This is a genomic window from Vibrio penaeicida (genome assembly GCF_002933855.1).
In the GTDB taxonomy this organism is placed as follows: domain Bacteria; phylum Pseudomonadota; class Gammaproteobacteria; order Enterobacterales; family Vibrionaceae; genus Vibrio; species Vibrio penaeicida_A.
In genome coordinates this window covers 42,608-66,976 of sequence record NZ_BFAQ01000014.1, presented here as the reverse complement: position 1 = coordinate 66,976, position 24,369 = coordinate 42,608, and the positions used below count along the sequence as shown (strand labels likewise).

General features: G+C 44.8%; 41 protein-coding genes. 32 read left to right on the top strand and 9 right to left on the bottom strand.

Annotated features, from left to right (window positions below):
* The 31 genes from VPNCDNU1_RS08295 to rplQ form a co-directional block, all read left to right on the top strand.
* Positions 1 to 479: EF-Tu/IF-2/RF-3 family GTPase (locus tag VPNCDNU1_RS08295; protein WP_272897563.1), on the top strand; the 479-nt coding region annotated here is incomplete at its 5' end.
* 188 nt (positions 480 to 667) lie between these two features.
* Positions 668 to 856, top strand: coding sequence for a (2Fe-2S)-binding protein (locus VPNCDNU1_RS08290; protein ID WP_101111189.1), 189 nt, complete (start codon positions 668 to 670; stop codon positions 854 to 856).
* 88 nt (positions 857 to 944) lie between these two features.
* Complete coding sequence (gene bfr, locus VPNCDNU1_RS08285) at positions 945 to 1,421, top strand: bacterioferritin (protein WP_104399914.1); 477 nt, start codon at positions 945 to 947, stop codon at positions 1,419 to 1,421.
* 361 nt (positions 1,422 to 1,782) lie between these two features.
* On the top strand, positions 1,783 to 2,094 hold the full coding sequence (gene rpsJ, locus VPNCDNU1_RS08280) for a 30S ribosomal protein S10 (protein ID WP_001181007.1): 312 nt from the start codon (positions 1,783 to 1,785) through the stop codon (positions 2,092 to 2,094).
* 14 nt (positions 2,095 to 2,108) lie between these two features.
* Complete coding sequence (gene rplC / locus VPNCDNU1_RS08275) at positions 2,109 to 2,738, top strand: 50S ribosomal protein L3 (protein WP_104399913.1); 630 nt, start codon at positions 2,109 to 2,111, stop codon at positions 2,736 to 2,738.
* A gap of 16 nt (positions 2,739 to 2,754) precedes the next feature.
* On the top strand, positions 2,755 to 3,357 hold the full coding sequence (gene rplD / locus VPNCDNU1_RS08270) for a 50S ribosomal protein L4 (protein WP_101111186.1): 603 nt from the start codon (positions 2,755 to 2,757) through the stop codon (positions 3,355 to 3,357).
* Positions 3,354 to 3,656, top strand: coding sequence for a 50S ribosomal protein L23 (gene rplW, locus VPNCDNU1_RS08265; RefSeq protein WP_038175168.1), 303 nt, complete (start codon positions 3,354 to 3,356; stop codon positions 3,654 to 3,656). Before rplD ends, rplW begins: the two co-directional genes overlap by 4 nt.
* Positions 3,657 to 3,672: 16 nt before the next feature.
* Positions 3,673 to 4,497: a 50S ribosomal protein L2 gene (gene rplB, locus VPNCDNU1_RS08260; protein ID WP_104399912.1), complete on the top strand. Its 825-nt coding sequence runs from the start codon at positions 3,673 to 3,675 to the stop codon at positions 4,495 to 4,497.
* Positions 4,498 to 4,517: 20 nt separating this feature from the next.
* Entirely contained in the window at positions 4,518 to 4,796 is a 279-nt protein-coding gene (gene rpsS / locus VPNCDNU1_RS08255; protein WP_004736729.1) for a 30S ribosomal protein S19, read from the top strand.
* Positions 4,797 to 4,806: 10 nt separating this feature from the next.
* Positions 4,807 to 5,139, top strand: a complete 333-nt coding sequence (gene rplV / locus VPNCDNU1_RS08250; RefSeq protein WP_004398468.1) for a 50S ribosomal protein L22 — start codon at positions 4,807 to 4,809, stop codon at positions 5,137 to 5,139.
* Between the two features lie 19 nt (positions 5,140 to 5,158).
* Positions 5,159 to 5,857 (top strand): 30S ribosomal protein S3, encoded by a 699-nt coding sequence (gene rpsC / locus VPNCDNU1_RS08245; RefSeq protein ID WP_101111184.1) that lies wholly within the window; start codon positions 5,159 to 5,161, stop codon positions 5,855 to 5,857.
* An 11-nt stretch (positions 5,858 to 5,868) separates the two neighbouring features.
* Complete coding sequence (gene rplP / locus VPNCDNU1_RS08240) at positions 5,869 to 6,279, top strand: 50S ribosomal protein L16 (RefSeq protein WP_004398466.1); 411 nt, start codon at positions 5,869 to 5,871, stop codon at positions 6,277 to 6,279.
* Positions 6,279 to 6,470, top strand: coding sequence for a 50S ribosomal protein L29 (gene rpmC, locus VPNCDNU1_RS08235; RefSeq protein ID WP_004410456.1), 192 nt, complete (start codon positions 6,279 to 6,281; stop codon positions 6,468 to 6,470). The genes rplP and rpmC overlap by 1 nt, the downstream gene beginning before the upstream one ends.
* Positions 6,470 to 6,724 carry a 30S ribosomal protein S17 gene (rpsQ, locus tag VPNCDNU1_RS08230; protein ID WP_101111183.1) on the top strand — a complete coding sequence of 85 codons (255 nt, stop codon included), beginning with the start codon at positions 6,470 to 6,472 and terminating at the stop codon, positions 6,722 to 6,724. Before rpmC ends, rpsQ begins: the two co-directional genes overlap by 1 nt.
* A gap of 159 nt (positions 6,725 to 6,883) precedes the next feature.
* Positions 6,884 to 7,255, top strand: a complete 372-nt coding sequence (gene rplN, locus VPNCDNU1_RS08225) for a 50S ribosomal protein L14 (protein WP_004398463.1) — start codon at positions 6,884 to 6,886, stop codon at positions 7,253 to 7,255.
* A 13-nt stretch (positions 7,256 to 7,268) separates the two neighbouring features.
* Positions 7,269 to 7,586: a 50S ribosomal protein L24 gene (gene rplX, locus VPNCDNU1_RS08220; protein ID WP_101111182.1), complete on the top strand. Its 318-nt coding sequence runs from the start codon at positions 7,269 to 7,271 to the stop codon at positions 7,584 to 7,586.
* A 24-nt stretch (positions 7,587 to 7,610) separates the two neighbouring features.
* Positions 7,611 to 8,150: a 50S ribosomal protein L5 gene (gene rplE, locus VPNCDNU1_RS08215; protein WP_101111181.1), complete on the top strand. Its 540-nt coding sequence runs from the start codon at positions 7,611 to 7,613 to the stop codon at positions 8,148 to 8,150.
* Between the two features lie 17 nt (positions 8,151 to 8,167).
* Positions 8,168 to 8,473 carry a 30S ribosomal protein S14 gene (gene rpsN, locus VPNCDNU1_RS08210; RefSeq protein WP_101111180.1) on the top strand — a complete coding sequence of 102 codons (306 nt, stop codon included), beginning with the start codon at positions 8,168 to 8,170 and terminating at the stop codon, positions 8,471 to 8,473.
* A gap of 29 nt (positions 8,474 to 8,502) precedes the next feature.
* A complete protein-coding gene (rpsH, locus tag VPNCDNU1_RS08205; protein ID WP_101111179.1) occupies positions 8,503 to 8,895 on the top strand; it encodes a 30S ribosomal protein S8 in 393 nt (130 codons plus the stop codon).
* Positions 8,896 to 8,907: 12 nt separating this feature from the next.
* On the top strand, positions 8,908 to 9,441 hold the full coding sequence (rplF, locus tag VPNCDNU1_RS08200) for a 50S ribosomal protein L6 (protein WP_104399911.1): 534 nt from the start codon (positions 8,908 to 8,910) through the stop codon (positions 9,439 to 9,441).
* Between the two features lie 9 nt (positions 9,442 to 9,450).
* Complete coding sequence (gene rplR, locus VPNCDNU1_RS08195; RefSeq protein WP_101111177.1) at positions 9,451 to 9,804, top strand: 50S ribosomal protein L18; 354 nt, start codon at positions 9,451 to 9,453, stop codon at positions 9,802 to 9,804.
* Positions 9,805 to 9,818: 14 nt separating this feature from the next.
* Positions 9,819 to 10,319 carry a 30S ribosomal protein S5 gene (gene rpsE, locus VPNCDNU1_RS08190; RefSeq protein ID WP_101111176.1) on the top strand — a complete coding sequence of 167 codons (501 nt, stop codon included), beginning with the start codon at positions 9,819 to 9,821 and terminating at the stop codon, positions 10,317 to 10,319.
* A 7-nt stretch (positions 10,320 to 10,326) separates the two neighbouring features.
* Positions 10,327 to 10,503, top strand: a complete 177-nt coding sequence (gene rpmD, locus VPNCDNU1_RS08185; RefSeq protein WP_101111175.1) for a 50S ribosomal protein L30 — start codon at positions 10,327 to 10,329, stop codon at positions 10,501 to 10,503.
* 5 nt (positions 10,504 to 10,508) lie between these two features.
* Positions 10,509 to 10,943, top strand: a complete 435-nt coding sequence (gene rplO / locus VPNCDNU1_RS08180; RefSeq protein WP_101111174.1) for a 50S ribosomal protein L15 — start codon at positions 10,509 to 10,511, stop codon at positions 10,941 to 10,943.
* 21 nt (positions 10,944 to 10,964) lie between these two features.
* Positions 10,965 to 12,305 carry a preprotein translocase subunit SecY gene (secY, locus tag VPNCDNU1_RS08175; RefSeq protein ID WP_004398453.1) on the top strand — a complete coding sequence of 447 codons (1,341 nt, stop codon included), beginning with the start codon at positions 10,965 to 10,967 and terminating at the stop codon, positions 12,303 to 12,305.
* Positions 12,306 to 12,343: 38 nt separating this feature from the next.
* On the top strand, positions 12,344 to 12,457 hold the full coding sequence (gene rpmJ, locus VPNCDNU1_RS08170) for a 50S ribosomal protein L36 (RefSeq protein WP_000868186.1): 114 nt from the start codon (positions 12,344 to 12,346) through the stop codon (positions 12,455 to 12,457).
* Positions 12,458 to 12,606: 149 nt separating this feature from the next.
* Positions 12,607 to 12,963: a 30S ribosomal protein S13 gene (gene rpsM, locus VPNCDNU1_RS08165; RefSeq protein ID WP_101111172.1), complete on the top strand. Its 357-nt coding sequence runs from the start codon at positions 12,607 to 12,609 to the stop codon at positions 12,961 to 12,963.
* Between the two features lie 17 nt (positions 12,964 to 12,980).
* A complete protein-coding gene (rpsK, locus tag VPNCDNU1_RS08160; protein ID WP_101111171.1) occupies positions 12,981 to 13,370 on the top strand; it encodes a 30S ribosomal protein S11 in 390 nt (129 codons plus the stop codon).
* 27 nt (positions 13,371 to 13,397) lie between these two features.
* Positions 13,398 to 14,018: a 30S ribosomal protein S4 gene (rpsD, locus tag VPNCDNU1_RS08155; protein WP_101111170.1), complete on the top strand. Its 621-nt coding sequence runs from the start codon at positions 13,398 to 13,400 to the stop codon at positions 14,016 to 14,018.
* 24 nt (positions 14,019 to 14,042) lie between these two features.
* Complete coding sequence (locus VPNCDNU1_RS08150) at positions 14,043 to 15,035, top strand: DNA-directed RNA polymerase subunit alpha (protein WP_101111169.1); 993 nt, start codon at positions 14,043 to 14,045, stop codon at positions 15,033 to 15,035.
* Positions 15,036 to 15,061: 26 nt separating this feature from the next.
* The gene (rplQ, locus tag VPNCDNU1_RS08145) at positions 15,062 to 15,448 is read left to right on the top strand and encodes a 50S ribosomal protein L17 (RefSeq protein ID WP_101111168.1); all 387 of its coding nucleotides are present in this window, start codon (positions 15,062 to 15,064) and stop codon (positions 15,446 to 15,448) included.
* 63 nt (positions 15,449 to 15,511) lie between these two features.
* Here rplQ and VPNCDNU1_RS08140 read toward each other — a convergent pair whose 3' ends face one another.
* The 3 genes from VPNCDNU1_RS08140 to VPNCDNU1_RS08130 form a co-directional block, all read right to left on the bottom strand.
* The gene (locus VPNCDNU1_RS08140) at positions 15,512 to 16,780 is read right to left on the bottom strand and encodes an O-acetylhomoserine aminocarboxypropyltransferase/cysteine synthase family protein (protein WP_104399910.1); all 1,269 of its coding nucleotides are present in this window, start codon (positions 16,778 to 16,780) and stop codon (positions 15,512 to 15,514) included.
* 115 nt (positions 16,781 to 16,895) lie between these two features.
* Positions 16,896 to 17,390, bottom strand: coding sequence for a DUF2780 domain-containing protein (locus VPNCDNU1_RS08135; RefSeq protein ID WP_104399909.1), 495 nt, complete (start codon positions 17,388 to 17,390; stop codon positions 16,896 to 16,898).
* Between the two features lie 219 nt (positions 17,391 to 17,609).
* On the bottom strand, positions 17,610 to 18,230 hold the full coding sequence (locus VPNCDNU1_RS08130; RefSeq protein ID WP_101111165.1) for an FKBP-type peptidyl-prolyl cis-trans isomerase: 621 nt from the start codon (positions 18,228 to 18,230) through the stop codon (positions 17,610 to 17,612).
* Between the two features lie 173 nt (positions 18,231 to 18,403).
* On the opposite strand from VPNCDNU1_RS08130, the gene VPNCDNU1_RS08125 reads away from it, so the two are divergent.
* A complete protein-coding gene (locus VPNCDNU1_RS08125) occupies positions 18,404 to 18,970 on the top strand; it encodes a LysM-like peptidoglycan-binding domain-containing protein (RefSeq protein WP_104399908.1) in 567 nt (188 codons plus the stop codon).
* Positions 18,971 to 19,050: 80 nt separating this feature from the next.
* On the opposite strand, the gene VPNCDNU1_RS08120 is transcribed toward VPNCDNU1_RS08125, so the two are convergent.
* Genes VPNCDNU1_RS08120 through VPNCDNU1_RS08095 form a run of 6 tightly spaced genes read right to left on the bottom strand, consistent with a single transcriptional unit; the run spans position 19,051 to position 24,262 of the window.
* Entirely contained in the window at positions 19,051 to 20,799 is a 1,749-nt protein-coding gene (locus VPNCDNU1_RS08120) for a lysophospholipid acyltransferase family protein (protein WP_104399907.1), read from the bottom strand.
* A 9-nt stretch (positions 20,800 to 20,808) separates the two neighbouring features.
* Positions 20,809 to 21,261 (bottom strand): YHS domain-containing (seleno)protein, encoded by a 453-nt coding sequence (locus VPNCDNU1_RS08115; protein WP_104399906.1) that lies wholly within the window; start codon positions 21,259 to 21,261, stop codon positions 20,809 to 20,811.
* A 13-nt stretch (positions 21,262 to 21,274) separates the two neighbouring features.
* Complete coding sequence (locus VPNCDNU1_RS08110; protein ID WP_104399905.1) at positions 21,275 to 22,027, bottom strand: NRDE family protein; 753 nt, start codon at positions 22,025 to 22,027, stop codon at positions 21,275 to 21,277.
* On the bottom strand, positions 22,027 to 22,575 hold the full coding sequence (locus VPNCDNU1_RS08105) for a DinB family protein (RefSeq protein ID WP_104399904.1): 549 nt from the start codon (positions 22,573 to 22,575) through the stop codon (positions 22,027 to 22,029). Before VPNCDNU1_RS08105 ends, VPNCDNU1_RS08110 begins: the two co-directional genes overlap by 1 nt.
* A gap of 14 nt (positions 22,576 to 22,589) precedes the next feature.
* Positions 22,590 to 23,741 carry a D-alanine--D-alanine ligase gene (locus VPNCDNU1_RS08100; protein ID WP_104399903.1) on the bottom strand — a complete coding sequence of 384 codons (1,152 nt, stop codon included), beginning with the start codon at positions 23,739 to 23,741 and terminating at the stop codon, positions 22,590 to 22,592.
* On the bottom strand, positions 23,741 to 24,262 hold the full coding sequence (locus VPNCDNU1_RS08095) for a DedA family protein (protein ID WP_224055425.1): 522 nt from the start codon (positions 24,260 to 24,262) through the stop codon (positions 23,741 to 23,743). Before VPNCDNU1_RS08095 ends, VPNCDNU1_RS08100 begins: the two co-directional genes overlap by 1 nt.
* Positions 24,263 to 24,369: the final 107 nt, after the last annotated feature.

Below are 24,369 nucleotides of genomic sequence, written 5' to 3'. Positions count from 1 at the left end.
TCCTAAACGTAGGTAACGAAGTAGAAATCGTTGGTATCAAAGATACTACAACTACTACATGTACTGGTGTTGAGATGTTCCGTAAGCTTCTAGACGAAGGCCGTGCGGGCGAGAACGTTGGTGCACTTCTACGTGGTACTAAGCGTGAAGAAGTTGAACGTGGTCAAGTACTGGCTGCACCGGGTTCAATCAACCCACACACTAAGTTTGAGTCAGAAGTATACGTCCTGTCTAAAGACGAAGGTGGTCGCCACACGCCATTCTTCAAAGGCTACCGCCCACAGTTCTACTTCCGTACTACGGACGTAACTGGCGACATCACTCTTCCTGAAGGTGTTGAAATGGTAATGCCTGGCGACAACGTACAAATGACTGTTGAACTAATCGCACCTATCGCGATGGATGAAGGTCTACGTTTCGCAATCCGTGAAGGTGGTCGTACTGTAGGTGCTGGTGTTGTTGCAAAAATCTTCGACTAATATTGAATGATTTTGCGGTAACCGCATCTTAAAAAAGGAGCTTCGGCTCCTTTTTTTATTTTTATTTCAACTGCTTCTTAAACCTCCATTTCCTATATAACCAATTCTTCTAATCAAAATGCCAATAAGATTGGCAATGCTAACCATTCTCGTTTATATTTCTAATTGTAATAGATTGGATGTAAAAAATGTTTGTTTGTATTTGCCACGGTGTATCTGATAAAAAAATTCGACAGCTTGCTCTTGAAGAAGGGGTAACTGATATCAAAGGAATTAGGCAGTGTACGCCTCTCGGATCTCAATGTGGAAAGTGCATAAAAAGTGCAAAGGAAATTCTTGACGACACAGTATCAACATTGTTTAAGAAAGTCGGCTAGCGCTCAATATTGAGACAGCCTTAAAATAGCTTTGACACCTTCGAGATTGCTTCTAAAGTTAAAGAAGCCGATCAAGGAGGGCTTTGTCATGAAAGGTGATCCAAAAATTATTCAACACCTTAATATTGTTTTGGGAAACGAGTTAGTAGCAATTAACCAGTACTTTTTACATGCAAGAATGTACAAAGATTGGGGGCTGAAGCACTTAGCAGATAAGGAATACGAAGAATCTATTGATGAGATGAAACATGCGGATCATCTTATAGAGCGAATCCTATTTTTAGAAGGTCTGCCTAATCTCCAAGATTTGGGCAAGCTTATGATAGGTGAAGACACAAAAGAAATGCTTGAGTGTGACCTTAAAGTCGAAATGTCCGCTATTCCGGATTTGAAAGAAGCGATTGCATATGCTGAAAGTGTTCGTGATTTTGTCTCCAGAGATTTATTCCAAGATATACTAGAAGACGAAGAAGAGCATGTTGATTGGCTTGAAACACAGCTAGGGCTAATCGATAAAGTTGGTATCGAAAATTACCAGCAAGCACAGTTCGTTGATGAGAACTAAATAGAATTTTGAAAGCCGAAGCGGTCTACCTAGATTGCTTCGGCTTTTTACTTCCAAAAACTTCCCGCTTATTTTTCCATCGTCTATTGCATACCAATTTGTGATCTGTATAATACCGCGCACTGGCTTAGCCAGTTGTGAACCAATGAGCAGTGAGGAGTAAGCGTTCCGCTTAGTAATGTAAACTCAGCTTATGTTCGCAGTTAATACAATTAACTAGCAATAGTTAATCGAAAATTAGCTGACAATGTATCCGATTTGGATACTACGGTTTCACATAAATCAATCGGCATTCTCTCGCTTTAGCGAGTATGAGTGGCGATATTGTTTGTGTAATTTATTATTATTGGAGCTCTGTCTCATGCAGAACCAACGTATTCGTATCCGCCTTAAAGCTTTCGATTATAAATTGATCGATGCTTCTACTGCGGAAATCGTTGAAACAGCAAAGCGTACCGGCGCACAGGTTCGTGGTCCTATTCCACTACCTACTCGTAAAGAGCGTTTCACTGTTCTTATCTCTCCACACGTCAACAAAGATGCGCGTGATCAGTACGAAATCCGTACTCACAAGCGTCTAATCGACATCGTTGAGCCAACAGACAAAACTGTTGACGCTCTGATGCGCCTAGATCTAGCTGCTGGCGTTGACGTACAAATCAGCCTAGGTTAAGGGAGATTAGAATAATGATTGGTCTAGTCGGACGTAAAGTGGGTATGACCCGCGTATTTACCGAAGAAGGCGTTTCTATCCCAGTAACCGTTGTTGAGGTTGAAGCGAACCGTATTTCTCAAGTTAAAACTCTTGAGTCTGATGGCTACGCTGCAATCCAGGTAACTACTGGTGCTAAGAAAGCTAACCGTGTTGTTAAAGCTGAAGCTGGTCACTTTGCGAAAGCAGGTGTTGAAGCTGGCCGCGGTCTTTGGGAATTCCGTTTAGAAAACGGTGAAGAGTTTGAAGTTGGCTCAGAGCTAAACGTAGAACTTTTCAACGAAGTTAAAAAAGTAGACGTTACTGGTACATCTAAAGGTAAGGGTTTCCAAGGCGCTGTTAAGCGTTGGAACTTCCGTACTCAAGATATGACTCACGGTAACTCATTGTCTCACCGTGCACCGGGTTCAATTGGCCAATGTCAAACTCCAGGTCGCGTGTTTAAAGGCAAGAAAATGGCAGGTCACATGGGTGCTGAGCGTGTAACGACTCAAAACCTAGAGATCGTACGTGTTGACGCTGAGCGCAATCTGCTTCTTATTAAAGGTGCAGTACCAGGCGCAACAGGCGGTAACGTGATCGTAAAACCAGCTGTTAAAGCATAACGTCTAGGAGTAAGTAATGGAATTGATAGTTAAAGGTGCTGATGCACTAACTGTTTCCGAGACTACTTTCGGACGTGACTTCAACGAAGCTCTTGTACACCAAGTAGTTGTTGCGTACGCAGCAGGTGCTCGTCAAGGTACACGTGCTCAAAAGACTCGTTCTGAAGTATCTGGCGGTGGCGCTAAGCCATGGCGCCAAAAAGGTACTGGCCGTGCACGTGCTGGTACAATTCGTAGCCCAATCTGGCGTACAGGTGGTGTTACTTTTGCTGCGAAACCTCAGGATCACAGCCAAAAAGTAAACAAAAAAATGTACCGCGGTGCTATGAAGAGCATTCTTTCTGAGTTGGTTCGTCAAGAGCGTCTAATCGTTGTTGATAACTTCTCAGTTGAAGCGCCAAAAACTAAAGAGCTAGTAGCTAAGCTTAAAGAGCTTGAGCTTAACGATGTTCTTATCGTAACTGGCGAAGTAGATGAGAATCTATTCTTAGCTGCTCGTAACCTATACAAAGTTGATGCACGTGACGTTGCTGGTATTGATCCAGTAAGCCTAGTTGCTTTCGACAAGGTTCTGATGACTGCAGAAGCAGTTAAGCAAGTTGAGGAGATGCTAGCATGATCACTGAAGAGCGTATCCTAAAAGTTCTACGTGCTCCGCACATCTCTGAAAAAGCAACTATGGCTGCAGAGAAAGCGAACACTATCGTTTTCAAAGTTGCACAAGATGCTACTAAGAAAGAGATCAAAGCTGCTGTAGAAAAGCTTTTTGAAGTTGAAGTTAAGTCTGTAAATACTCTTATCACTAAGGGTAAGACCAAACGTCAAGGTCTACGCCAAGGTCGCCGCAGCGACGTTAAGAAAGCGTACGTTACTTTGAAAGAAGGTCAAGATCTTGACTTTGTTGGCGGCGCGGAATAACAGGAGTAGTTGAAAAATGGCTATTGTTAAATGTAAGCCGACTTCCCCTGGTCGTCGTCATGTTGTTAAAGTTGTTAACGCTGACCTACACAAGGGCAAGCCATACGCACCTCTTTTAGAGAAAAACTCTAAGAATGGTGGTCGTAATAACAACGGTCGTATTACAGTACGTCACATCGGTGGTGGTCATAAGCACCATTACCGTGTAATTGATTTCAAACGTACTAAAGACGGTATCCCAGCGAAAGTTGAGCGTCTAGAATACGATCCAAACCGTAGCGCAAACATCGCTCTAGTTCTGTACGCAGACGGTGAGCGTCGTTACATCATTGCACCAAAAGGTGTTCAAGCAGGTGATCAGATCCATTCTGGTGTAGATGCGCCAATCAAAGCAGGTAACACTCTGCCGATGCGCAACATCCCAGTAGGTTCTACTGTACACTGTGTTGAACTTAAGCCTGGCAAAGGTGCTCAACTAGCTCGTTCGGCTGGTGCTTACGCTCAAATCGTTGCTCGCGACGGTGCGTACGTAACTATCCGTCTACGTTCTGGTGAAATGCGTAAAGTGTTATCAGAAGGCCGTGCAACAGTCGGTGAAGTTGGTAACTCTGAGCATATGCTACGTGAACTTGGTAAAGCTGGTGCTTCACGCTGGCGCGGCGTACGTCCAACCGTACGTGGTGTAGTAATGAACCCAGTAGATCACCCGCATGGTGGTGGTGAAGGTCGCACATCTGGCGGTCGTCACCCAGTATCCCCATGGGGTATGCCTACTAAAGGCTTCAAGACTCGTAAGAACAAACGCACTGACAAGTACATCGTACGTCGTCGTAACAAGTAATCTATATAAGAGGAATCGCCATGCCACGTTCTCTCAAGAAAGGTCCATTTATTGACCTACACTTGCTGAAGAAGGTAGAGAAAGCGGTGGAAAGCGGAGACAAAAAGCCTATTAAGACTTGGTCCCGTCGCTCAATGATCATTCCTACAATGATCGGTTTGACCATCGCTGTCCATAATGGTCGTCAGCACGTTCCAGTATTTGTAACTGAAGAAATGATCGGTCACAAACTGGGCGAATTCGCACCAACTCGTACTTACCGCGGTCACGCTGCGGATAAGAAAGCTAAGAAGAAATAAGGAGTAGATGATGGAAGCTATTGCTAAACATAACTTTGCTCGTATTTCTCCTCAGAAAGCACGCTTAGTTGCTGACCAAATCCGCGGTAAATCTGTGGATCAGGCTCTTGAACTACTAACTTTCAGCAATAAAAAAGCTGCAGAGTTAATCAAAAAAGTTCTTGAATCAGCAATCGCGAATGCAGAGCACAACGAAGGTGCAGACATCGACGATCTGAATGTCGCTAAAATCTTCGTAGATGAAGGCCCAACCATGAAGCGTATTATGCCTCGTGCAAAAGGTCGTGCGGATCGTATCTTGAAGCGTTCAAGCCACATCACTGTTGTTGTAGCAGATCGCTAAGAGACTAGGAGAGTAAGCAATGGGTCAGAAAGTACATCCAAATGGTATTCGTCTTGGCATCGTTAAGCCTTGGAATGCTACATGGTTTGCTAACACCAAAGATTTCGCTGACAACCTAGACGGCGACTTCAAGGTACGTCAGTTCCTAACGAAGGAACTTTCAAAAGCGTCTCTATCACGCATCGTTATCGAGCGTCCTGCGAAGAGCATCCGTGTGACTATTCACACTGCTCGCCCAGGTGTTGTAATCGGTAAGAAAGGTGAAGACGTAGAGAAGCTACGCGCAGCTGTAGCTAAAATTGCAGGTGTACCAGCGCAAATCAACATCGCTGAAGTACGCAAGCCAGAGCTTGACGCTCAGCTTGTGGGTGACAGCATCGCGTCTCAACTAGAGCGTCGCGTTATGTTCCGTCGTGCTATGAAGCGCGCGGTACAGAATGCTATGCGTCTAGGCGCTAAAGGCATCAAAGTGGAAGTAAGTGGTCGTCTAGGCGGCGCTGAAATTGCACGTTCAGAGTGGTACCGTGAAGGTCGTGTACCTCTACACACTCTACGTGCTGACATTGATTACGCAACTTCTTCGGCTCACACCCAATACGGTGTAATCGGCATTAAAGTTTGGATCTTCAAAGGTGAGATCCTAGGCGGAATGCCAGCAGCTAATGCTGTAGAGCCAAAGGCTGACAAGCCTAAGAAGCAGCGTAAAGGCCGTAAGTAAGGAGTCGACTGATGCTACAACCTAAACGTACTAAGTTCCGTAAGGTTCAGACTGGTCGCAACCGTGGTCTAGCTAAAGGTACTGAAGTAAGCTTCGGCGAATTCGGTCTTAAAGCTGTAGGCCGTGGTCGTATCACTGCTCGTCAGATTGAAGCGGCTCGTCGTGCTATGACACGTCACATTAAACGTCAAGGTCAAATCTGGATTCGTATTTTTCCAGACAAACCTATCACAGAAAAACCGCTTGAAGTTCGTCAGGGTAAGGGTAAAGGTAACGTTGAGTACTGGGTAGCCCAAATCCAACCTGGAAAGGTAATGTACGAAATGAATGGCGTACCTGAAGAGTTGGCACGTGAAGCGTTCCGCCTTGCGGCGCGTAAACTGCCTGTAAAAACTACATTTGTAACTAAGCAGGTGATGTGATGAAAGCACAAGATCTACGCGAGAAAAGCGTTGAAGAGCTTAACGCTGAGCTATTGAATTTGCTACGCGAACAGTTCAACTTGCGCATGCAAGCTGCAACTGGTCAGCTACAGCAAACTCATACTCTGAAAGCTGTGCGCCGTGATATCGCACGTGTGAAAACTGTTTTGACTGAGAAGGCAGGCGCATAATGAGCGACAAAATTCGTACTCAACAAGGTCGTGTAGTAAGCGACAAGATGGATAAGTCTATCGTTGTTGCTATCGAGCGCATGGTGAAACACCCAATTTACGGCAAGTTCGTAAAGCGCACGACTAAACTGCACGCGCACGACGAAAACAACGAGTGTGGCCTAGGCGATACCGTTGAGATTCAAGAGTGTCGTCCACTGTCTAAGAAGAAATCTTGGACTTTGGTAAAAGTTGTAGAAAAAGCGAAGTTTTAATTTCGTTTTGATACGATGAAAAAGCGGCTCCAATTATTTTTGGAGCCGCTTATTTTTTGGCTACCCAAGTACATAAAAGGGTGGTACAATTCGCAGCCCTTATAAAGAGGCAGCCCGACCCGTGAAGGGTCTAGTTTTAATATTTAGCGGAGCACTAAAATGATCCAAATGCAAAGTACACTCGACGCTGCGGATAACTCCGGCGCTCGTAGAGTAATGTGTATTAAGGTTCTGGGTGGCTCTCACCGCCGTTATGCACATATCGGAGATATCATCAAAGTTACTGTTAAGGAAGCAATTCCTCGCGGTAAAGTTAAAAAAGGTGATGTTCTGAAAGCGGTGGTAGTGCGCACTCGAAAAGGCGTACGTCGCCCAGACGGTTCTGTCATTCGCTTCGACCGTAATGCTTGTGTATTGTTGAATGACACTACTGAGCAACCAGTCGGCACACGTATCTTTGGTCCAGTGACTCGTGAACTTCGTAATGCGAAATTCATGAAGATTGTTTCACTGGCTCCAGAAGTTCTGTAAGGAGCGGCACAAAATGGCAGCTAAAATCCGTCGTAACGACGAAGTAATCGTTCTTGCTGGTAAAGATAAAGGCAAGCGCGGTAAAGTAACTAAGGTTCTCGAAACTGGTAAAGTTATCGTTGAAGGTATCAACCTTGTTAAGAAGCACCAGAAGCCTGTACCGGCTCTTGGTCAACAAGGTGGCATCGTTGAACAAGAAGCAGCAATTGATGCTTCCAACGTTGCAGTTTTCAATGCGGCTACTGGTAAAGCGGACCGTATCGGTTTCCGTTTTGAAGAAGGCAAAAAAGTGCGTTTCTTCAAATCAAACGGCGAAACTGTTTCTAACTAATAGAAAGTAATTTGGAGTTCTACTATGGCGAAACTGCATGATTACTACAAGTCGTCTGTAGTTGCTGAGCTTACCAAAGAGTTCAGCTACTCAAGCGTCATGCAAGTCCCTAGGATTGAAAAAATCACCCTAAACATGGGCGTTGGTGAAGCAATCAACGATAAGAAACTGCTAGAAAACGCAGCAGCTGATATGGCAACGATCTCTGGTCAAAAGCCACTTATCACTAAAGCGCGTAAATCTGTTGCAGGTTTCAAAATTCGTGAAGGCTACCCAATTGGTTGTAAAGTAACCTTACGTGGCGAACGTATGTGGGATTTCTTCGAGCGTTTAATCTCGATTGCACTTCCACGTGTACGTGATTTCCGTGGTGTTAGCGCGAAGTCTTTTGACGGTCGTGGTAACTACAGCATGGGCGTTCGCGAGCAAATCATCTTCCCGGAAATCGACTACGATAAAGTCGATCGTGTACGCGGTCTTGATATTACTATCACGACGTCTGCAAGCTCCGATGAGGAAGGCCGTGCTCTGCTGGCTGCCTTTAACTTCCCATTCCGTAAGTAAGGTGAAGGGTTACTGTTATGGCTAAACAATCAATGAAAGCGCGCGAAACTAAACGCGCGAAGCTAGTAGCTAAGTTCGCTGAGAAGCGTTCAGCGCTTAAAGCTATCATTAGCGATGTTAACGCATCTGAAGAAGATCGTTGGAATGCGGTTCTTAAACTGCAATCTCTTCCACGTGATTCAAGTGCATCACGTCAGCGCAACCGTTGCAACCAAACTGGTCGTCCACACGGTTACCTACGTAAGTTCGGTCTAAGCCGCATTAAGGTTCGTGAAGCTTGCATGAAAGGCGAGATTCCGGGTCTTCGTAAGGCTAGCTGGTAATTGCCACTTAATCATTTGGAGTAAAATCTATGAGCATGCAAGATCCGATTTCGGATATGCTGACCCGCGTTCGTAACGGTCAGGCAGCAAATAAAGTTGCTGTAAAAATGCCTTCTTCAAAGCTTAAAGTTGCAATTGCTGCACTACTAAAAGCTGAAGGTTACATCGCAGACTTCGCTGTAAGCGGCGAAGCGAAACCAGAGCTAGAAGTAACTCTTAAGTACTTCCAAGCTAAACCAGTAATCGAGCAAATCCAACGTGTTTCACGTCCAGGTCTGCGTGTCTACAAAAACAAAGACTCGCTACCTACTGTGATGGGCGGTTTGGGTGTTGCTGTAGTGTCCACTTCCAAGGGTCTGATGTCTGACCGTGCTGCTCGTAAAGCAGGTCTTGGTGGTGAAATCATCTGCTACGTAGCTTAATAGGAGTAGACTATGTCTCGTGTTGCTAAAGCACCTGTCGCTATTCCAGCTGGCGTAGAGGTGAAACTAAACGGCCAAGAACTTAGCGTTAAGGGTCCTAAAGGCGAATTGTCTCGTGTATTCAACGACGCTGTTGTGCTTTCTCAAGAAGAAAGCAAGCTAACTTTCGGTCCACGCGAAGGTGCAGCTAACGCATGGGCACAAGCTGGTACAGCTCGTGCACTTGCAAACAACATGGTTGTTGGTGTTACTGAAGGCTTTACTAAGAAGCTAACTCTTAAGGGTGTTGGTTACCGTGCTGCTGTTAAAGGCAACGCAGTAAACCTAACTCTAGGCTTCTCTCACCCAGTTGAGCACGAAGTGCCAGCGGGTATTAAAGCCGAATGTCCAAGCCAAACTGAAATTGTCCTAACTGGTGCTGATAAGCAATTAGTTGGTCAAGTTGCGGCTGACATTCGTTCTTACCGTGAGCCTGAGCCTTATAAAGGTAAAGGTGTTCGTTACGCAGATGAAAATGTGCGTACTAAAGAAGCTAAGAAGAAGTAAGGTAACACTATGGATAAGAAAGCATCTCGCATCCGTCGTGCTACACGTGCACGTCGTAAGATTGCAGAACTTCGCGCGACTCGCCTAGTTGTACACCGCACTCCTCGTCACGTGTATGCACAGGTTATCGCATCAAACGGCTCTGAGGTTATCGCTGCCGCTTCTACTGTAGAAAAGGCGATCCGTGAGCAAGTTAAGAATACTGGTAACGTTGACGCTGCTAAAGCTGTAGGTAAAGCTATTGCTGAGCGCGCTATCGAAAAAGGCATCTCTGATGTTGCTTTCGATCGTTCTGGTTTCCAATACCACGGTCGAGTAGCGGCGCTAGCAGATTCTGCTCGCGAAGCTGGTCTGAAATTCTAAGGTAGGGTTGGAAGATGGCTAAAGAACAACAACAAGCTACAGATTTGCACGAAAAGCTAATTGCTGTTAACCGTGTTTCTAAAACGGTTAAAGGTGGTCGAATCTTTAGTTTTACTGCACTAACTGTTGTTGGTGACGGTAATGGTCGCGTTGGTTTCGGTTACGGCAAAGCTCGTGAAGTACCAGCAGCGATTCAAAAAGCAATGGAAAAAGCGCGCCGTAACATGGTTACTGTAGCGCTTAATGACGGAACTCTTCACCACGCGGTGAAAGGTCGTCACACTGGCTCAAAAGTTTACATGCAGCCAGCTGCAGAAGGTACTGGTATCATCGCAGGTGGTGCGATGCGTGCAGTACTTGAAGTTGTAGGTGTTCATAACGTACTTGCTAAAGCATACGGTTCTACGAACCCTATCAACATCGTTCGCGCGACGATCGATGGTCTGAGTGGCATGAAGTCTCCTGAGATGGTTGCTGCTAAGCGTGGTCTAACTGTTGAATCTATTTCGGAGTAAGAACACCATGGCAACTATTAAAGTAACTCAAACTAAAAGCTCAATTGGCCGTCTACCAAAGCACAAAGCGTCTTTGCGTGGTCTAGGTCTTCGTCGTATCAACCACACTGTAGAACTTGAAGATACTCCGTGCGTGCGCGGAATGATCAACAAGGTTTACTACATGGTTAAAGTTGAGGAGTAATCAGAATGCGTTTGAATACTCTATCACCGGCTGCAGGTTCTAAACCTTCTAAGAAGCGTTTAGGTCGCGGTATCGGTTCAGGCCTTGGTAAAACAGGTGGCCGTGGTCATAAAGGTCAAAAATCACGTTCTGGCGGCAGCGTTCGTCCAGGTTTTGAAGGCGGTCAGATGCCTTTGAAACAACGTCTACCAAAATTTGGTTTCACTTCTCGTAAGAGTCTAGTGACTTCTGAAGTTCGTCTAGGTGAACTAGCGAAGGTAGATGGTGACGTAGTTGATCTAAACAGCTTGAAAGCTGCTAACGTAATCACTAAGAACATCGAATTTGTTAAAGTTGTTCTTTCTGGTGAAATTAGCAAAGCTGTGACTGTTAAAGGTCTACGCGTAACTAAAGGTGCTAAAGCTGCAATCGAAGCTGCAGGCGGTAAAATCGAGGATTAATACTCGAGGGACGAGGTACAGATGGCTAAAAAACCAGGACAAGATTTTCGTAGTGCTCAAAGCGGCTTAGCTGAACTAAAGTCGCGCTTATTATTCGTATTAGGTGCACTTTTAGTATTCAGAGCGGGCTCTTTTGTGCCGATCCCTGGTATTGACGCAGCTGTACTTGCCGATTTGTTCGAACAGCAAAAGGGTACCATCGTAGAGATGTTTAACATGTTCTCCGGTGGTGCACTTGAGCGTGCTTCTATATTAGCGTTGGGCATCATGCCGTATATTTCGGCATCGATTGTTGTCCAACTGCTAACTGTAGTTCATCCTGCGTTAGCTGAACTCAAGAAAGAGGGTGAAGCCGGCCGTCGTAAGATAAGCCAATATACGCGTTACGGCACGCTTGTACTTGCTACATTCCAAGCTATTGGTATTGCAACTGCTTTGCCAAGCATGGTCACAGGTCAATTGGTCGTTATCGATCAAACCATGTTTACTGTTATTGCAACCATCAGTCTAGTAACCGGCACCATGTTCTTAATGTGGTTAGGTGAACAGATTACGGAGCGAGGAATTGGTAACGGTATCTCATTGATTATCTTTGCAGGTATCGTCGCTGGATTGCCATCGGCAATCGGTCAAACAATAGAGCAAGCGCGTCAAGGTGAACTGAACGTACTTCTTCTGTTGCTAATTGCTGTTTTAGCGTTTGCAGTGATTTATTTCGTTGTTTTCATGGAGCGTGGTCAACGTCGAATTGTCGTTAACTATGCAAAACGTCAACAAGGTCGTAAAGTTTTTGCAGCGCAAAGTACTCACTTGCCTCTTAAAATTAATATGGCAGGTGTGATACCAGCGATTTTTGCGTCTAGTATTATTTTGTTCCCAGGAACATTAGCACAGTGGTTTGGTAATACAGGTGGTGAGGACAGCGCATTCAGTTGGTTAACTGATGTGTCTTTGGCCCTTAGCCCTGGACAACCTCTGTATGTAATGCTTTATGCAGCAGCAATTATTTTCTTCTGTTTCTTTTATACAGCGTTGGTTTTCAATCCGCGTGAAACAGCAGATAACTTGAAGAAGTCTGGAGCGTTCGTACCCGGTATCCGCCCAGGTGAGCAGACAGCTAAGTACATTGATAAAGTAATGACGCGTTTAACCCTAGCAGGTGCGCTATACATTACCTTTATATGTCTGATTCCCGAGTTCATGATGATCGCTTGGAACGTACGTTTCTATTTTGGCGGTACATCACTACTTATCGTAGTTGTTGTTATCATGGACTTTATGGCACAGGTACAGACTCATCTGATGTCACAACAGTATGATTCTGTGTTGAAAAAAGCAAATCTGAAAGGCTACGGTCGTTAATTCGACAGTAGTTCCAGATTTCATTACGGAGTTTAGCAATGAAAGTTCGTGCTTCCGTTAAAAAAATCTGCCGTAACTGTAAAGTAATCAAGCGTAACGGTGTCGTTCGCGTGATTTGCAGTGAGCCAAAGCACAAGCAGCGCCAAGGCTAATTTAAGCAGAAATTTTTACTTGAAATATAAGGTAGTGTCGAGTATATTCCTCGGCCTACCTTTTGCGTGCAAAAGAAGTAGTATCCCGCAGCGTATCCTCTACGGGCTTTGCTGCGGATAATTTCTTATATAAGTACTAGGAGTGAATAGTGGCCCGTATAGCAGGCATTAACATTCCTGATCAGAAGCATGCTGTAATTGCATTAACTGCAATTTACGGCATCGGTAAAACTCGCGCTCAAGCTATTCTAGCTGACGTGAGTATTGCTGAAAATGTGAAGATCAGTGAACTAACTGAAGAGCAGATTGATCAACTGCGTGATGGTGTAGCTAAGTACACTGTAGAAGGTGATCTACGTCGTGAAGTTTCCATGAACATCAAGCGTCTTATGGACCTTGGTTGTTACCGTGGTCTTCGTCATCGTCGCAGTCTACCACTACGTGGACAGCGTACTAAAACCAACGCTCGCACCCGTAAGGGTCCGCGCAAGCCGATCAAAAAATAATCGGAAGGTAGAGTACAATGGCAAAACAACCAACTCGCGCTCGTAAGCGCGTACGCAAGCAAGTAGCAGATGGCGTAGCGCACATCCATGCTTCTTTCAATAACACAATCGTAACCATCACTGACCGTCAAGGTAATGCTCTTGCATGGGCAACAGCTGGCGGTTCTGGTTTCCGCGGTTCTCGTAAATCTACTCCGTTCGCTGCACAGGTTGCTGCTGAGCGTTGTGGTGAAATGGCCAAAGAATATGGCTTAAAGAACCTAGAAGTTATGGTCAAGGGCCCTGGTCCTGGTCGTGAGTCTACTATCCGCGCTCTAAACGCTGCGGGTTTCCGTATCACAAACATTGTTGATGCGACTCCGATCCCTCATAACGGTTGTCGTCCACCTAAGAAACGTCGCGTATAACGTTTCTAGGAAAGTTGGAGAAGAATCATGGCAAGATATTTGGGTCCTAAGCTGAAGCTTAGCCGTCGCGAAGGCACTGACTTATTCCTTAAGTCTGGTGTTCGTGCGATTGATACCAAGTGTAAAATCGATAACGCACCAGGTGTACACGGCGCTCGTCGCGGTCGTCTATCTGAATATGGCGTTCAGCTTCGTGAGAAGCAAAAAGTTCGTCGTATGTATGGCGTTCTAGAAAAACAATTCCGTAACTACTACAAAGAAGCTGCACGTCTTAAAGGCAACACGGGTGAAAACCTACTTCAGCTTCTTGAAGGTCGTCTTGATAACGTAGTTTACCGCATGGGCTTTGGTGCAACTCGCGCAGAAGCACGTCAGCTAGTTAGCCATAAAGCTATCCTAGTAAACGGTAAAGTTGTAAACGTTCCTTCATTCAAAGTTGCGGCTAACGACGTTGTATCTATTCGTGAGAAAGCTAAACAGCAATCTCGCATTAAGGCAGCTATTGAAGTTGCTGAACAACGCGAAAAACCAACTTGGATTGAAGTAGATGGTGGCAAGATGGAAGGTACGTTCAAGCGTTTGCCTGAGCGTTCAGATCTGTCAGCTGACATCAACGAACACCTGATCGTCGAGCTTTACTCTAAGTAAGGTTTAAATTAAAGAGAGGACACAATGCAGGGTTCTGTAACAGAATTTCTTAAGCCACGTCTTGTTGACATTGAACAAGTTAGCACGACACACGCAAAAGTAACTCTTGAGCCATTAGAGCGTGGCTTTGGTCATACTCTAGGTAATGCGCTTCGTCGCATTCTTCTATCTTCTATGCCTGGTTGCGCAGTAACCGAGGTTGAGATTGAAGGCGTTCTTCACGAGTACAGCACCAAAGAAGGTGTACAAGAAGATATCCTTGAGATCCTTCTTAACCTGAAAGGTCTTGCTGTTAAAGTGGCAGAGGGCAAAGATGAAGTGTTTATTACACTGAACAAATCAGGCTCGGGCCCTGTTGTTGCAGGTGACATCACCCATGATGGTGATGTAGAGATCGCTAACCCAGAGCACGTTATTTGTCATCTAACTGATGACAATGCTGAAATCGCTATGCGTATTAAAGTAGAACGTGGTCGTGGTTATGTTCCAGCATCGTCTCGTATCCATACTGAAGAAGATGAGCGCCCAATCGGTCGTTTGCTTGTTGACGCTACTTACAGTCCTGTAGACAAAATTGCCTACACTGTAGAAGCGGCACGTGTTGAACAACGTACTGACTTGGATAAGCTTGTTATCGATATGGAAACGAACGGTACTCTTGATCCAGAAGAAGCAATTCGTCGTTCTGCAACAATCCTTGCTGAGCAACTTGATGCCTTCGTAGATCTTCGTGACATTCGTGTCCCTGAAGAGAAGGAAGAGAAGCCGGAGTTCGATCCGATCCTACTGCGTCCTGTAGACGATCTTGAACTAACAGTTCGCTCTGCTAACTGTTTGAAAGCAGAAGCGATTCACTACATCGGTGATCTTGTACAGCGTACTGAGGTTGAGCTACTTAAAACGCCTAACCTTGGTAAGAAGTCTCTTACTGAGATTAAAGACGTGCTTGCTTCACGTGGACTGTCTCTAGGCATGCGCCTAGAAAACTGGCCACCAGCGTCGATCGCTGAAGATTAATCGATAATAGTTAGAAGGATTAGGTCATGCGCCATCGTAAGAGTGGTCGTCAACTCAACCGCAACAGCAGTCATCGCAAGGCGATGTTCAGCAACATGGCTAGCTCTCTAGTACGTCATGAAGTTATCAAGACTACTTTGCCAAAAGCAAAAGAGCTGCGTCGCGTCGTTGAGCCTTTGATTACACTAGCTAAGACTGACAGCGTTGCTAACCGTCGTCTGGCATTTGCTCGCACTCGTGATAACGAAGTTGTGGCAAAACTATTTAACGAACTAGGTCCACGTTTCGCTGCTCGTCAGGGCGGTTACACTCGTATCCTAAAAGCCGGTTTCCGTACTGGTGACAAAGCTCCAATGGCTTACATTGAGCTTGTTGATCGCCCAGAAGTTGCTGAAGAAGCTGCTGCTGAGTAATCAGTTCGTGTAGAACTTAAAAGCCGAGCGTAATGCTCGGCTTTTTTGTGTCTGGAAGTTAGATTACGCCTTTAAGGCTTGTTCTAGATCCGCGATGATATCGTCTATATGTTCAATACCAACTGATAAGCGAATCATTTCAGGTACAACTCCTGCGTTTGCTTGTTCCTCAATACTCATCTGCCTATGGGTAGTTGAAGCAGGATGGCACGCAAGCGATTTAGCATCGCCGATATTCACCAGTCTCTTGAAAAGATTGAGTGCATCGTAGAAACGTACACCCGCATCATAGCCATCTTTCAGACCAAACGACAAGATAGCAGAAGGTTTACCATCCATGTATTTTTGAGCCAAACCGTGATGATTCGAGCTCTCTAATCCTGCATAACTGACCCAACTGACTTTCTCATGCTGTTCTAGATACTTGGCAACTTTTAGCGCGTTTTCGCAATGTCTCTCCATTCTAAGGGAAAGGGTTTCTAAACCTTGTATTAGCATGAATGCATTCATAGGTGATAAAGCAGCTCCCGTATTACGTAGTGGGACTGTTCTTGCTCTTCCTATAAAGGCAGCTTCACCGAAGGCTTCTGTGTATACAACCCCGTGATAAGATGGTTCAGGCTGATTGAATACGGGAAATCGGTCTTTATATTTTGCCCATGGGAATTTTCCTGAATCAACGATAACTCCCCCAAGCGTGGTGCCGTGACCTCCTACGTATTTCGTCAAAGAGTGAACGACGATGTCCGCACCAAATTGAATTGGTTTGCAAAGAATGGGGGTCGCGACTGTATTGTCAACAATAACGGGTACACCTTTAGCGTGTGCTAAGGTTGAAATGCTTTCAATGTCGACGATATTACCTGCTGGATTACCTATAGACTCACAATAAACCGCCTTGGTGTTTTCATCGATTAGCTCAGCTAAACTTTCAGGTTTATCATCTTTGGCGAATTTAACATCAATGCCTTGCTGTGGCAGCATATGCGCAAATAAAGTATAGGTACCGCCATAGAGCTGAGGTGTCGAGACAATGTTGTCTCCACTCTGAGCTAACGTTAGGACCGCGTAATTAATTGCGGCACTACCAGCACTCACAACTAAACCGGCAATGCCTCCCTCTAACGCAGCCATTCTTTGCTCTAGCACGTCATTAGTAGGGTTCATTATGCGGGTATAGATATTTCCAGGGACTTCTAAATTGAAGAGATCAGCGCCATGCTGAGCGTTGTCGAATTCATAAGCAACGGTTTGATATATTGGGGTCGCTACAGCTTTAGTGGTGGGATCGGTTTGATAGCCGTGATGAATTGACAGTGTTTCGTCTTTCATAATACCTACTCTTCCATGATTAAAAATTCAGAGTGGCATACTTTTCAGTTTGTTAAAGAGAGGGTGGTCAAAAACCACCCAATTATTGATTAGAGTGTTACTGGTCGTTAAAGTCCTATTGCCAAATTTTCCCAAGCGAATCCAGAAGACCTGAAGATGCATTCTGTGTACCTAAGTATTTCAGAATGATGGGGGCAAACTGTGTCACCATTGATGGGTCCAGCCCTAGCTTGCTAAAAATATCCGATACGGCACCAAAGTTACTCGCGAGTCCTGATAGCCCTGGGATTGAACCAGTTAACGAACTCAGACCTGGAATTGCAGAAGCAAGTTCTGTCGTTTGCGAAGCTCCTAAAGAATTGGAAGCGAGTGCTAAGAGCGCGCCAGCGCCACCCGTTGCCTGAGTTGGGGAAACATCCAGTTGGGAGCTTAGCATTTTAACTAGATCTGAATCTGCTTGAGTGTCAACTTGGCTTGAGAAAGCATCATTAGCCAGCGAGCCAAGGTCTACTGAGGGCTTTTCCTCAGAAGAACCAAAACCGAAGAATGCGTAGCTTGGAGAGGCAAGCAGCAGCGCAGATAATGTGATAATCGTTGTTTTAATTTTCATAACTCATTCCTATATAAAGGCACTAAAACTCAAGCCATTTTAAAATTTCAAGATACTTTGAATGGAGCTTCTTGATGCGGTTGAGTGTATTAATCCTAGTTGGATTTTCCGTTTTGAGTAGAGAGTCGTGCCGAGAATACAAAACGGGAATGAGCAGTTTACTTTAAGACATAAAAAAAGCGGTGCTGAGCACCGCTTCATTTTTGAGACGACGTAAAATTACAGGATAGCCAATAGTTCTACTTCGAATACTAGAGCGGCATAAGGAGGGATAGATGCACCAGCACCACGCTCGCCATATGCAAGATCTTGAGGGATGTATAGTTTCCACTTAGAACCAACAGGCATCAATTGAAGTGCTTCAACCCAACCTTTGATCACGCCAGTTACAGGGAACTCAGCAGGTTGACCGCGAGAAACAGAGCTGTCGAATACAGTACCGTCAGTCAATTCGCCGTGGTAGTGAACACGAACAGATTTGTCTGAACTTGGGATTTCGCCAGTACCTTCAGTGATCACTTCGTACTGTAGACCAGATTCAAGAACGGTTACTTCAGAACGTAGAGCGTTGTCTTTCAAGAACGCTTCACCGTCTGCTGCTGCTACTTTTGCTACTTCTGCGCGAGCAGATTCTGCACGAGTGTGAAGCTCTTGAAGTGCGTTGTTGATATCATCAACTTCAATCTCAGGCATGCCGCCAGTCAATGCAGTAGCGATGCCTTTTGCGATCGCGTCTACATTCAAACCTTCAAGACCGCTACCTGCCAATTGCTGACCCATTTGCAGACCAATTCCGTAGCTTGCTTTCTGCTCTACGGTTTCTAATTTGATTTCAGACATCTTGTCTCTCTATTGTGTGAATTTGTGCAGCAAAAGGATAGCAGTTCTACTAGCGTGAAGAAACGGCAAATGCCAATATATGTCAAGTTACTGTTAACTTGTGTAACGGTCCGTTTTGTTAAGGAACCGTGTTCGTAGATAATAGAAAGACAGTTCGCTAAGGTATATGCATTATGAATCGGAGAGTGGCTAGAACTCGCCAGCCAAAGTTATTCGATCAACTAAAAAGTAAGTTCGAAGGTATTGATGCTCGAGCAATAGGTTCAAAGATAAAACATCATTGGGCAAGTATGCCCAAGCTTCATCAAAGAGGCGTTATTGGATTATCTGTTGCGGTTATTATTCTTTTTATTTTGCCAGCTCCTAGTGAATCTGTGCCGGATGAAAAAGAGCCGGAAAGTGTGCGTAAACCTATAGACATCACAACGACAGGTTTGAGCGAACAATCTTCATCCAGTAGTCAACAGGCTCCTCGCACAGAAGCTTGGAAAGAATATATTGTTAAGTCTGGAGATACACTTGCTCAGGTTTTTCGTTCTAACGAGCTACCTATGACTGATCTCAACGCATTGGTTAAGATTGAGGGTATCGATAAGCCACTCAGCAAAATAAGAGAAGGGCAGCTAATTCGATTTAAATTGGATGATGATGGAAAGCTGGACATATTACAGCTTGAGCAAAAATCGGTATCTGTGATGTTTTTTAGACTCTCAGATGGTGGGTTTGGTCGAAGCAAGTAATGAGAAGAATAAAACGACTTCAGCCAATAGCGGAAGTCGCTTTCTTTCCAATTCAACTTTTTGATCTCAAAGTCAAACGCTTACGAGTGATGACTCAGGTAAGATTTGGCTTCTTCTTTTCCCATGTATTTCCCCAATGTCCTTTCGGGCACATTGCGCAAGTCCACCACGATTAACCCATCCAATGCGTCGTTAAATTCTGGATCGACATTAAAACAGACTAACTGACCATTTAGGCCTAAGTATTGCCTTAAGAGAACAGGTAAGCCTTTGCCTTCTTCCATGCGAGCAAGCACTTTGGATAGTAGCTGGACACTGCCTAATGCACTGAGCATGTCGTTACGCCAAAAGACCGATTCATCTTTTTTAAGTGGTACCGATGGGGAAACCAAGTTGGCCTTGTGTTCATCGTAGTGATGAATGGATAAGCAACTTGCCATTAGTTGACGTGCAATTTGGCTATAGTCATTACTGATGCTGACTGGACCGTATAAATGCGTGTACTTCGGGTTGCGATAAACATAGCTCGCAATTCCTTTCCAAAGCATCAGGAGAGACTGCAGGTTTCGCTGATAAGGCTTATTAACTACAGAGCGACCTAGCTCAATGGAATGGTCGAGACTTTCGACAAACGATTGGCTGTAGTTAAATAAACTTCGAGAATAAAGACCTTCCAATCCATGTTGTTGCAAGATTTCATCAACCTTACCCAATCGGTAGCTGCCGACTAACTGTTTGTCTTTACGGTGCCAAATAAAAAGATGATCGTAATACTCATCATAATGATCTAAATCTAACGCCTTTCCAGTGCCTTCACCTACATCTCGAAAGTTTGCTTCTCTTACTCTGCCAATCTCTTGAATCAGGTTTGGGATCTGTTTTTTTCTAGCGCAATAAACCGAGAAGTCACCTTGGGAGAGAAGTAAGCATTCACTTGGTAGTGCATTAACTTCATCTTGTAGTCTTTCATTATCTATTGCGTCCATAACTGGCGTCGAGAATGAAGCCGGTTGTAAGTTTTTTGATTGCCCAGACTGCTTACGAAGTAAATAGGTGTTTAGCCTGAGGTAGTGAACTAAATCTTGCTCCGAATTCAGAGACTTCATTTCAGAGTAAAGAATGGGTTCGCCGATGGATAACTGTATTTGAGATGATCGCTTCCCGATCATTTCTCTGCCTAACATCGCAGTTCTTAGAAGTGGGTGTATTTTACCTGCTAGATAAAACAACGAGCTGTTTTTCCCTTCGATATAGATAGGTACGCAAGTTGCCTCACTTTTTTTGACCAGCTTGGCAACAGAACGGCTCCAAGTTTTGTCTTGCAGTTGTGCATCCTGATAGCTGGAAACTTCACCAGCAGGAAAAATGATAAGTGCACCACCTTTAGCCAGATGTTGATGTGCACTGCGCATCGCGGTTAAGTTTGTTTTTATTGCACTCTTAGACTCAAAAACATCCACACCAATGAACAAATCAGACAGCTCAGGAAGTTGTTTAAGCAATTCATTCGCCATCACTTTTACATCGGGTCTTCGGTGGCGAACTAAAGCTGCCAATATCACCCCTTCAATCGCCCCAAGTGGATGGTTGGCAACGATGACAACGGGGCCTTCTTCCGGAATGCTATTTAGTGAGCCTTGCTGGACGTTATAGTCGATATTAAGAGCTTGAAGTGTGTAATCCATAAACTCAAAACAATCGAGATCCATCGGACGCTTTTGGTATAAGGAATCCAAATAACGCAGCCCTGTGACTCGTTCAGCAACCCGCTCTACTATTCGAAACGGTGTGACAGCGGGAAGCTGAAACGGAGAAGAGGTAACTTGCATAGATTTCTCCTAATTACTCACTAGCTCTGGCCAATTTTTGTCGCCGCTACTAATAAAGCCAGGGATGTCTTTTTCCCAACGAGACTTAATGTCCGCGTCGTAGTTTAGGTACAACTTGCCATCAACAATATTCCACTGAAGGGGATCACCCGGTGCAGTATCGTTTTTAGCACCAACTGCCCACGCACAATATCCACCATATTGAGGCGCGTATTTCTCGGGGTTTTGAATGAATTTTTCGAGATTCTCCTTGGATGTGAAATACCATTCAGCACCCTGATATTCGATGGTATGATCGCTACTGCCTTTTTGAGGCTCACTGGCTTCGAAATAGCTGACAGCGTCATAACCTGAAATTGCCTTGCTGCTAAAAAAACCTGTATAGATAGGGTCTGCCGCATAAGTCATGGCGGAGAACATCCCTAAAACTAACGTACAAAAAACGGTGATAATGCGTTTCATAATTGAGTCCTCGTTATGCAATCTTCACATTGGATGCAGGGATTAAAGAGATTCTATTTTGAGTTAGGTACGATTCCGTAATGCCACAGCAAGGTGAGCCAGGGTGATAGCTCATCCCTTTTTCAGAACTCGTAACTAAAATATGCGTGAAACTGACGGTATGGGCGTCTTTGCGATGCATACAAGTAGATAAGTGACCTTTGCTTGGAATATGAGATGCGTGAAATTCCAGTAATTGGTCGACATTGGTGTGAGTGGATGTATACGCTTGGTAACACTCACTTCTCAGTTCAAACGCTTTTTGGTAATCGACGGAAGACGAAATCAATGGTGGATTAGGCCGTATATAAACCAAAGATTGCCCAGTCCAACATACGCCTTTTACTGTTGAATGATGACGCGTTAAATCGGGTTCAAAAATCAGTAATGAAAAAGGTGCGAATGATTTCAAATCAATAGACTGCAAGTACTCATCTACTTGAGCATAGCTTCGAAATGCCGCTAAAGATTTCACCAGCAAACCTCTACTTGTTAACGTACCTTTAGGAACGTTTCCTTGGTAATAATTCAACAAGCAGATTGACTGACCATGTTCATTCGTCGCAATCCAACTGCCACCACCATCAGGATCCACTGGCATAAGGTACTCAACACCTTGATGGCAAAACGGCGTGGGCGGTACAGCTTGTGCCCGGCTTTTTTGCTCGTCTCGATTAAAAAAGACTTGATAGCCATCATCCTTCAACAGCCAAGATACGGTGCACATTAGTCTTGCTCCCTTAGATACGTCGCGGTAGCTGGTGCGAATCCCAATTCTTTATCAGTCTGATACCCTAATTGAATGGCCAGAACTTTCATTAGCGCGTAATGATGCGTTGCATGAGAAGCAGCAAAGGCTATTTCTCGCTCCAGCTGAGAAGTGAGTTCTGCGCTCAGAGTTTCCGATAAGGCGACTTCTGTTTTAACGGATATCGCGCGTTTCAATTCCTCAGGTGTCAGCTTACTGAGCCACTGTTTAATGGCTTGGAATTCTACAATGGCAAGCTCTCGCGTTTTTTCCACATCGTGTCCGCGTCTGCGAAGGTTGTAATCTACGCCATTTTCGTAGTCTGAAAGCGCATGAAAAATATCCAATACATGACGACAGTGTTCACCCATAGAGCTTGTCACTAGTGGCGGTGTTGCGAGTTGATAATCATCCGAATTAATCTGCATCAGCAAATCAATGCCTTGATCAATCGTTTCAATGGTTCCCAATACGGTGGAAGATAAATTTTGTAATGAAGCAGTAAGCGAAATAGGCGCAATTTGCATAAGTTGTCCTTGTTCTAATCGGTTTGCGGATACGCATTGACAAGCTGTTTCTCTTCGCGCCACGCTGCCAGTAACTGGCTTATTGATGGTGGCTTATGTCCAGCTTTTTTCTGCAATGCGCCAATCGCAAACAATGTGCGATATTGGAATAAAAGGGTGGAAAAAATTTCTCGTAATGGGGTTTTTCGATCCCAAATATGTGCAGCTTCTGAACTCGCCCCATTGATTTCCAAAATGGTAAAGTTCTTCCCGTCCATGAGCTCATAAATATCCTGAAATTTAATATCCAGACGCCCATAGCAAAACCCTTCAACATCGTCGAATATGCGGTCTAGTTGCTCGGTTAGCCTTTCGGAAATATAGGCATTTCCATTTCTAAATATGCTGCCTCGACTATGGCTACCAGCAAATGCCAATTGAAAGGATTCCCCTTTCTGCAATACTTGGTCGAGCTTTGATTGGTGGCGAGGGAAATACAAATGCGTCAGTTGACCTGCTCTAGGGTCTGCCTCAATCAGTTCTTTAAGTGTTGATTGCCCATCACCTTCAACAAATGGGGCGTATTTCAACGTTAGAGAGATGACTTTCCCTTTCTTTTCTCCGGGGTAGCGAACGTAGAACACACCCGCTTCGGCTGGATAAGGGGCTTTTTCTTGCAATAGGAATCGAGAATCTTTGGGGAAACTTTCGAAGTATTGCGTCAGTTGATCCATGTTATGTAAAAGCTTTACACCAGCACCGCGGCAGCCGAGATCAGGTTTTGCGACGATAGGGAAATCCAATCCATTATCTCGCATTTGCTGATAAGCCTTGGACGACTGCTCGGCTACGTCTTCACCGGTTTGGAATACCGTGATAAAGGGAGAAACCCATTGGCGAGCATAGCTGCCAGCCAAAGAAAGGATATCGTGTTTGGATTCACCTACCATACCGCTGAGTTTAATGCTCGGATTGGCTACCAGTGGTAAGCGAACATCACCATAACGCAGAGCAAGAGCAAAGCTTTGGAGTACTACTGGGGTATAGAACACCCAAGCAGGCAAAAATTCGTAAGGTGAAATACTACCTTGCTGATCCTGTACAAACTTTGGCATCCCTTTGTTGATGCCAGTTTCAACGTCGATCGCTTCAAACTGGCTGTCTAGTGCCAACGGCGAACTTGTCATTACACTCTCCTCGAAAAGCGAGATTTCATTAGTCGATTGCCCATTACCAAAGTGATAAACAGCACTGGTATCAGCAACCATTGATGTGAGCTGGCTTGAATCCATGCCTGTTGACCCAACCAGAAAGTGCAGCCAAATATCAGTGCCGTCCATAATGCTGTCGCAAAAAGTACGGCAGACATAAAAGAAGCGAGAGGCAGTTGAAAAAAGCCACTTAAGGAATAGCCCAACGTCCGAAGACCCGGGATAAAGCGAATAATGAATAGATTGAAAATAGGGCGGTTGTGCAGTTTGTGACGAACCCAGCGCATCGATTTATGAGAAAGCAGGCGATAACGTAACCAACGGGATTGGTGAGCCCATTTTCCTAAGTAATAGAGCCCTAAATCACCCGTTGCGATGCCGATAAATATAGCAATCAGTGCCATGGATGTTGGCATGGCTCCTTGAGTAGCAAGCCCAGCCGCCCCAAGAATGGCTAAATCTTCTAGCAGATAGGAAACCAAAATCACTCCTAGCATTAAACTTAAGAGTGTTTGTTGTGACGCCCAAAGATTAAACTGTTGCGCATATTCAGCCACGTCTAACTGCACCTTTGTATGAATTTCGTGAAGCTATTCTTGGAGTG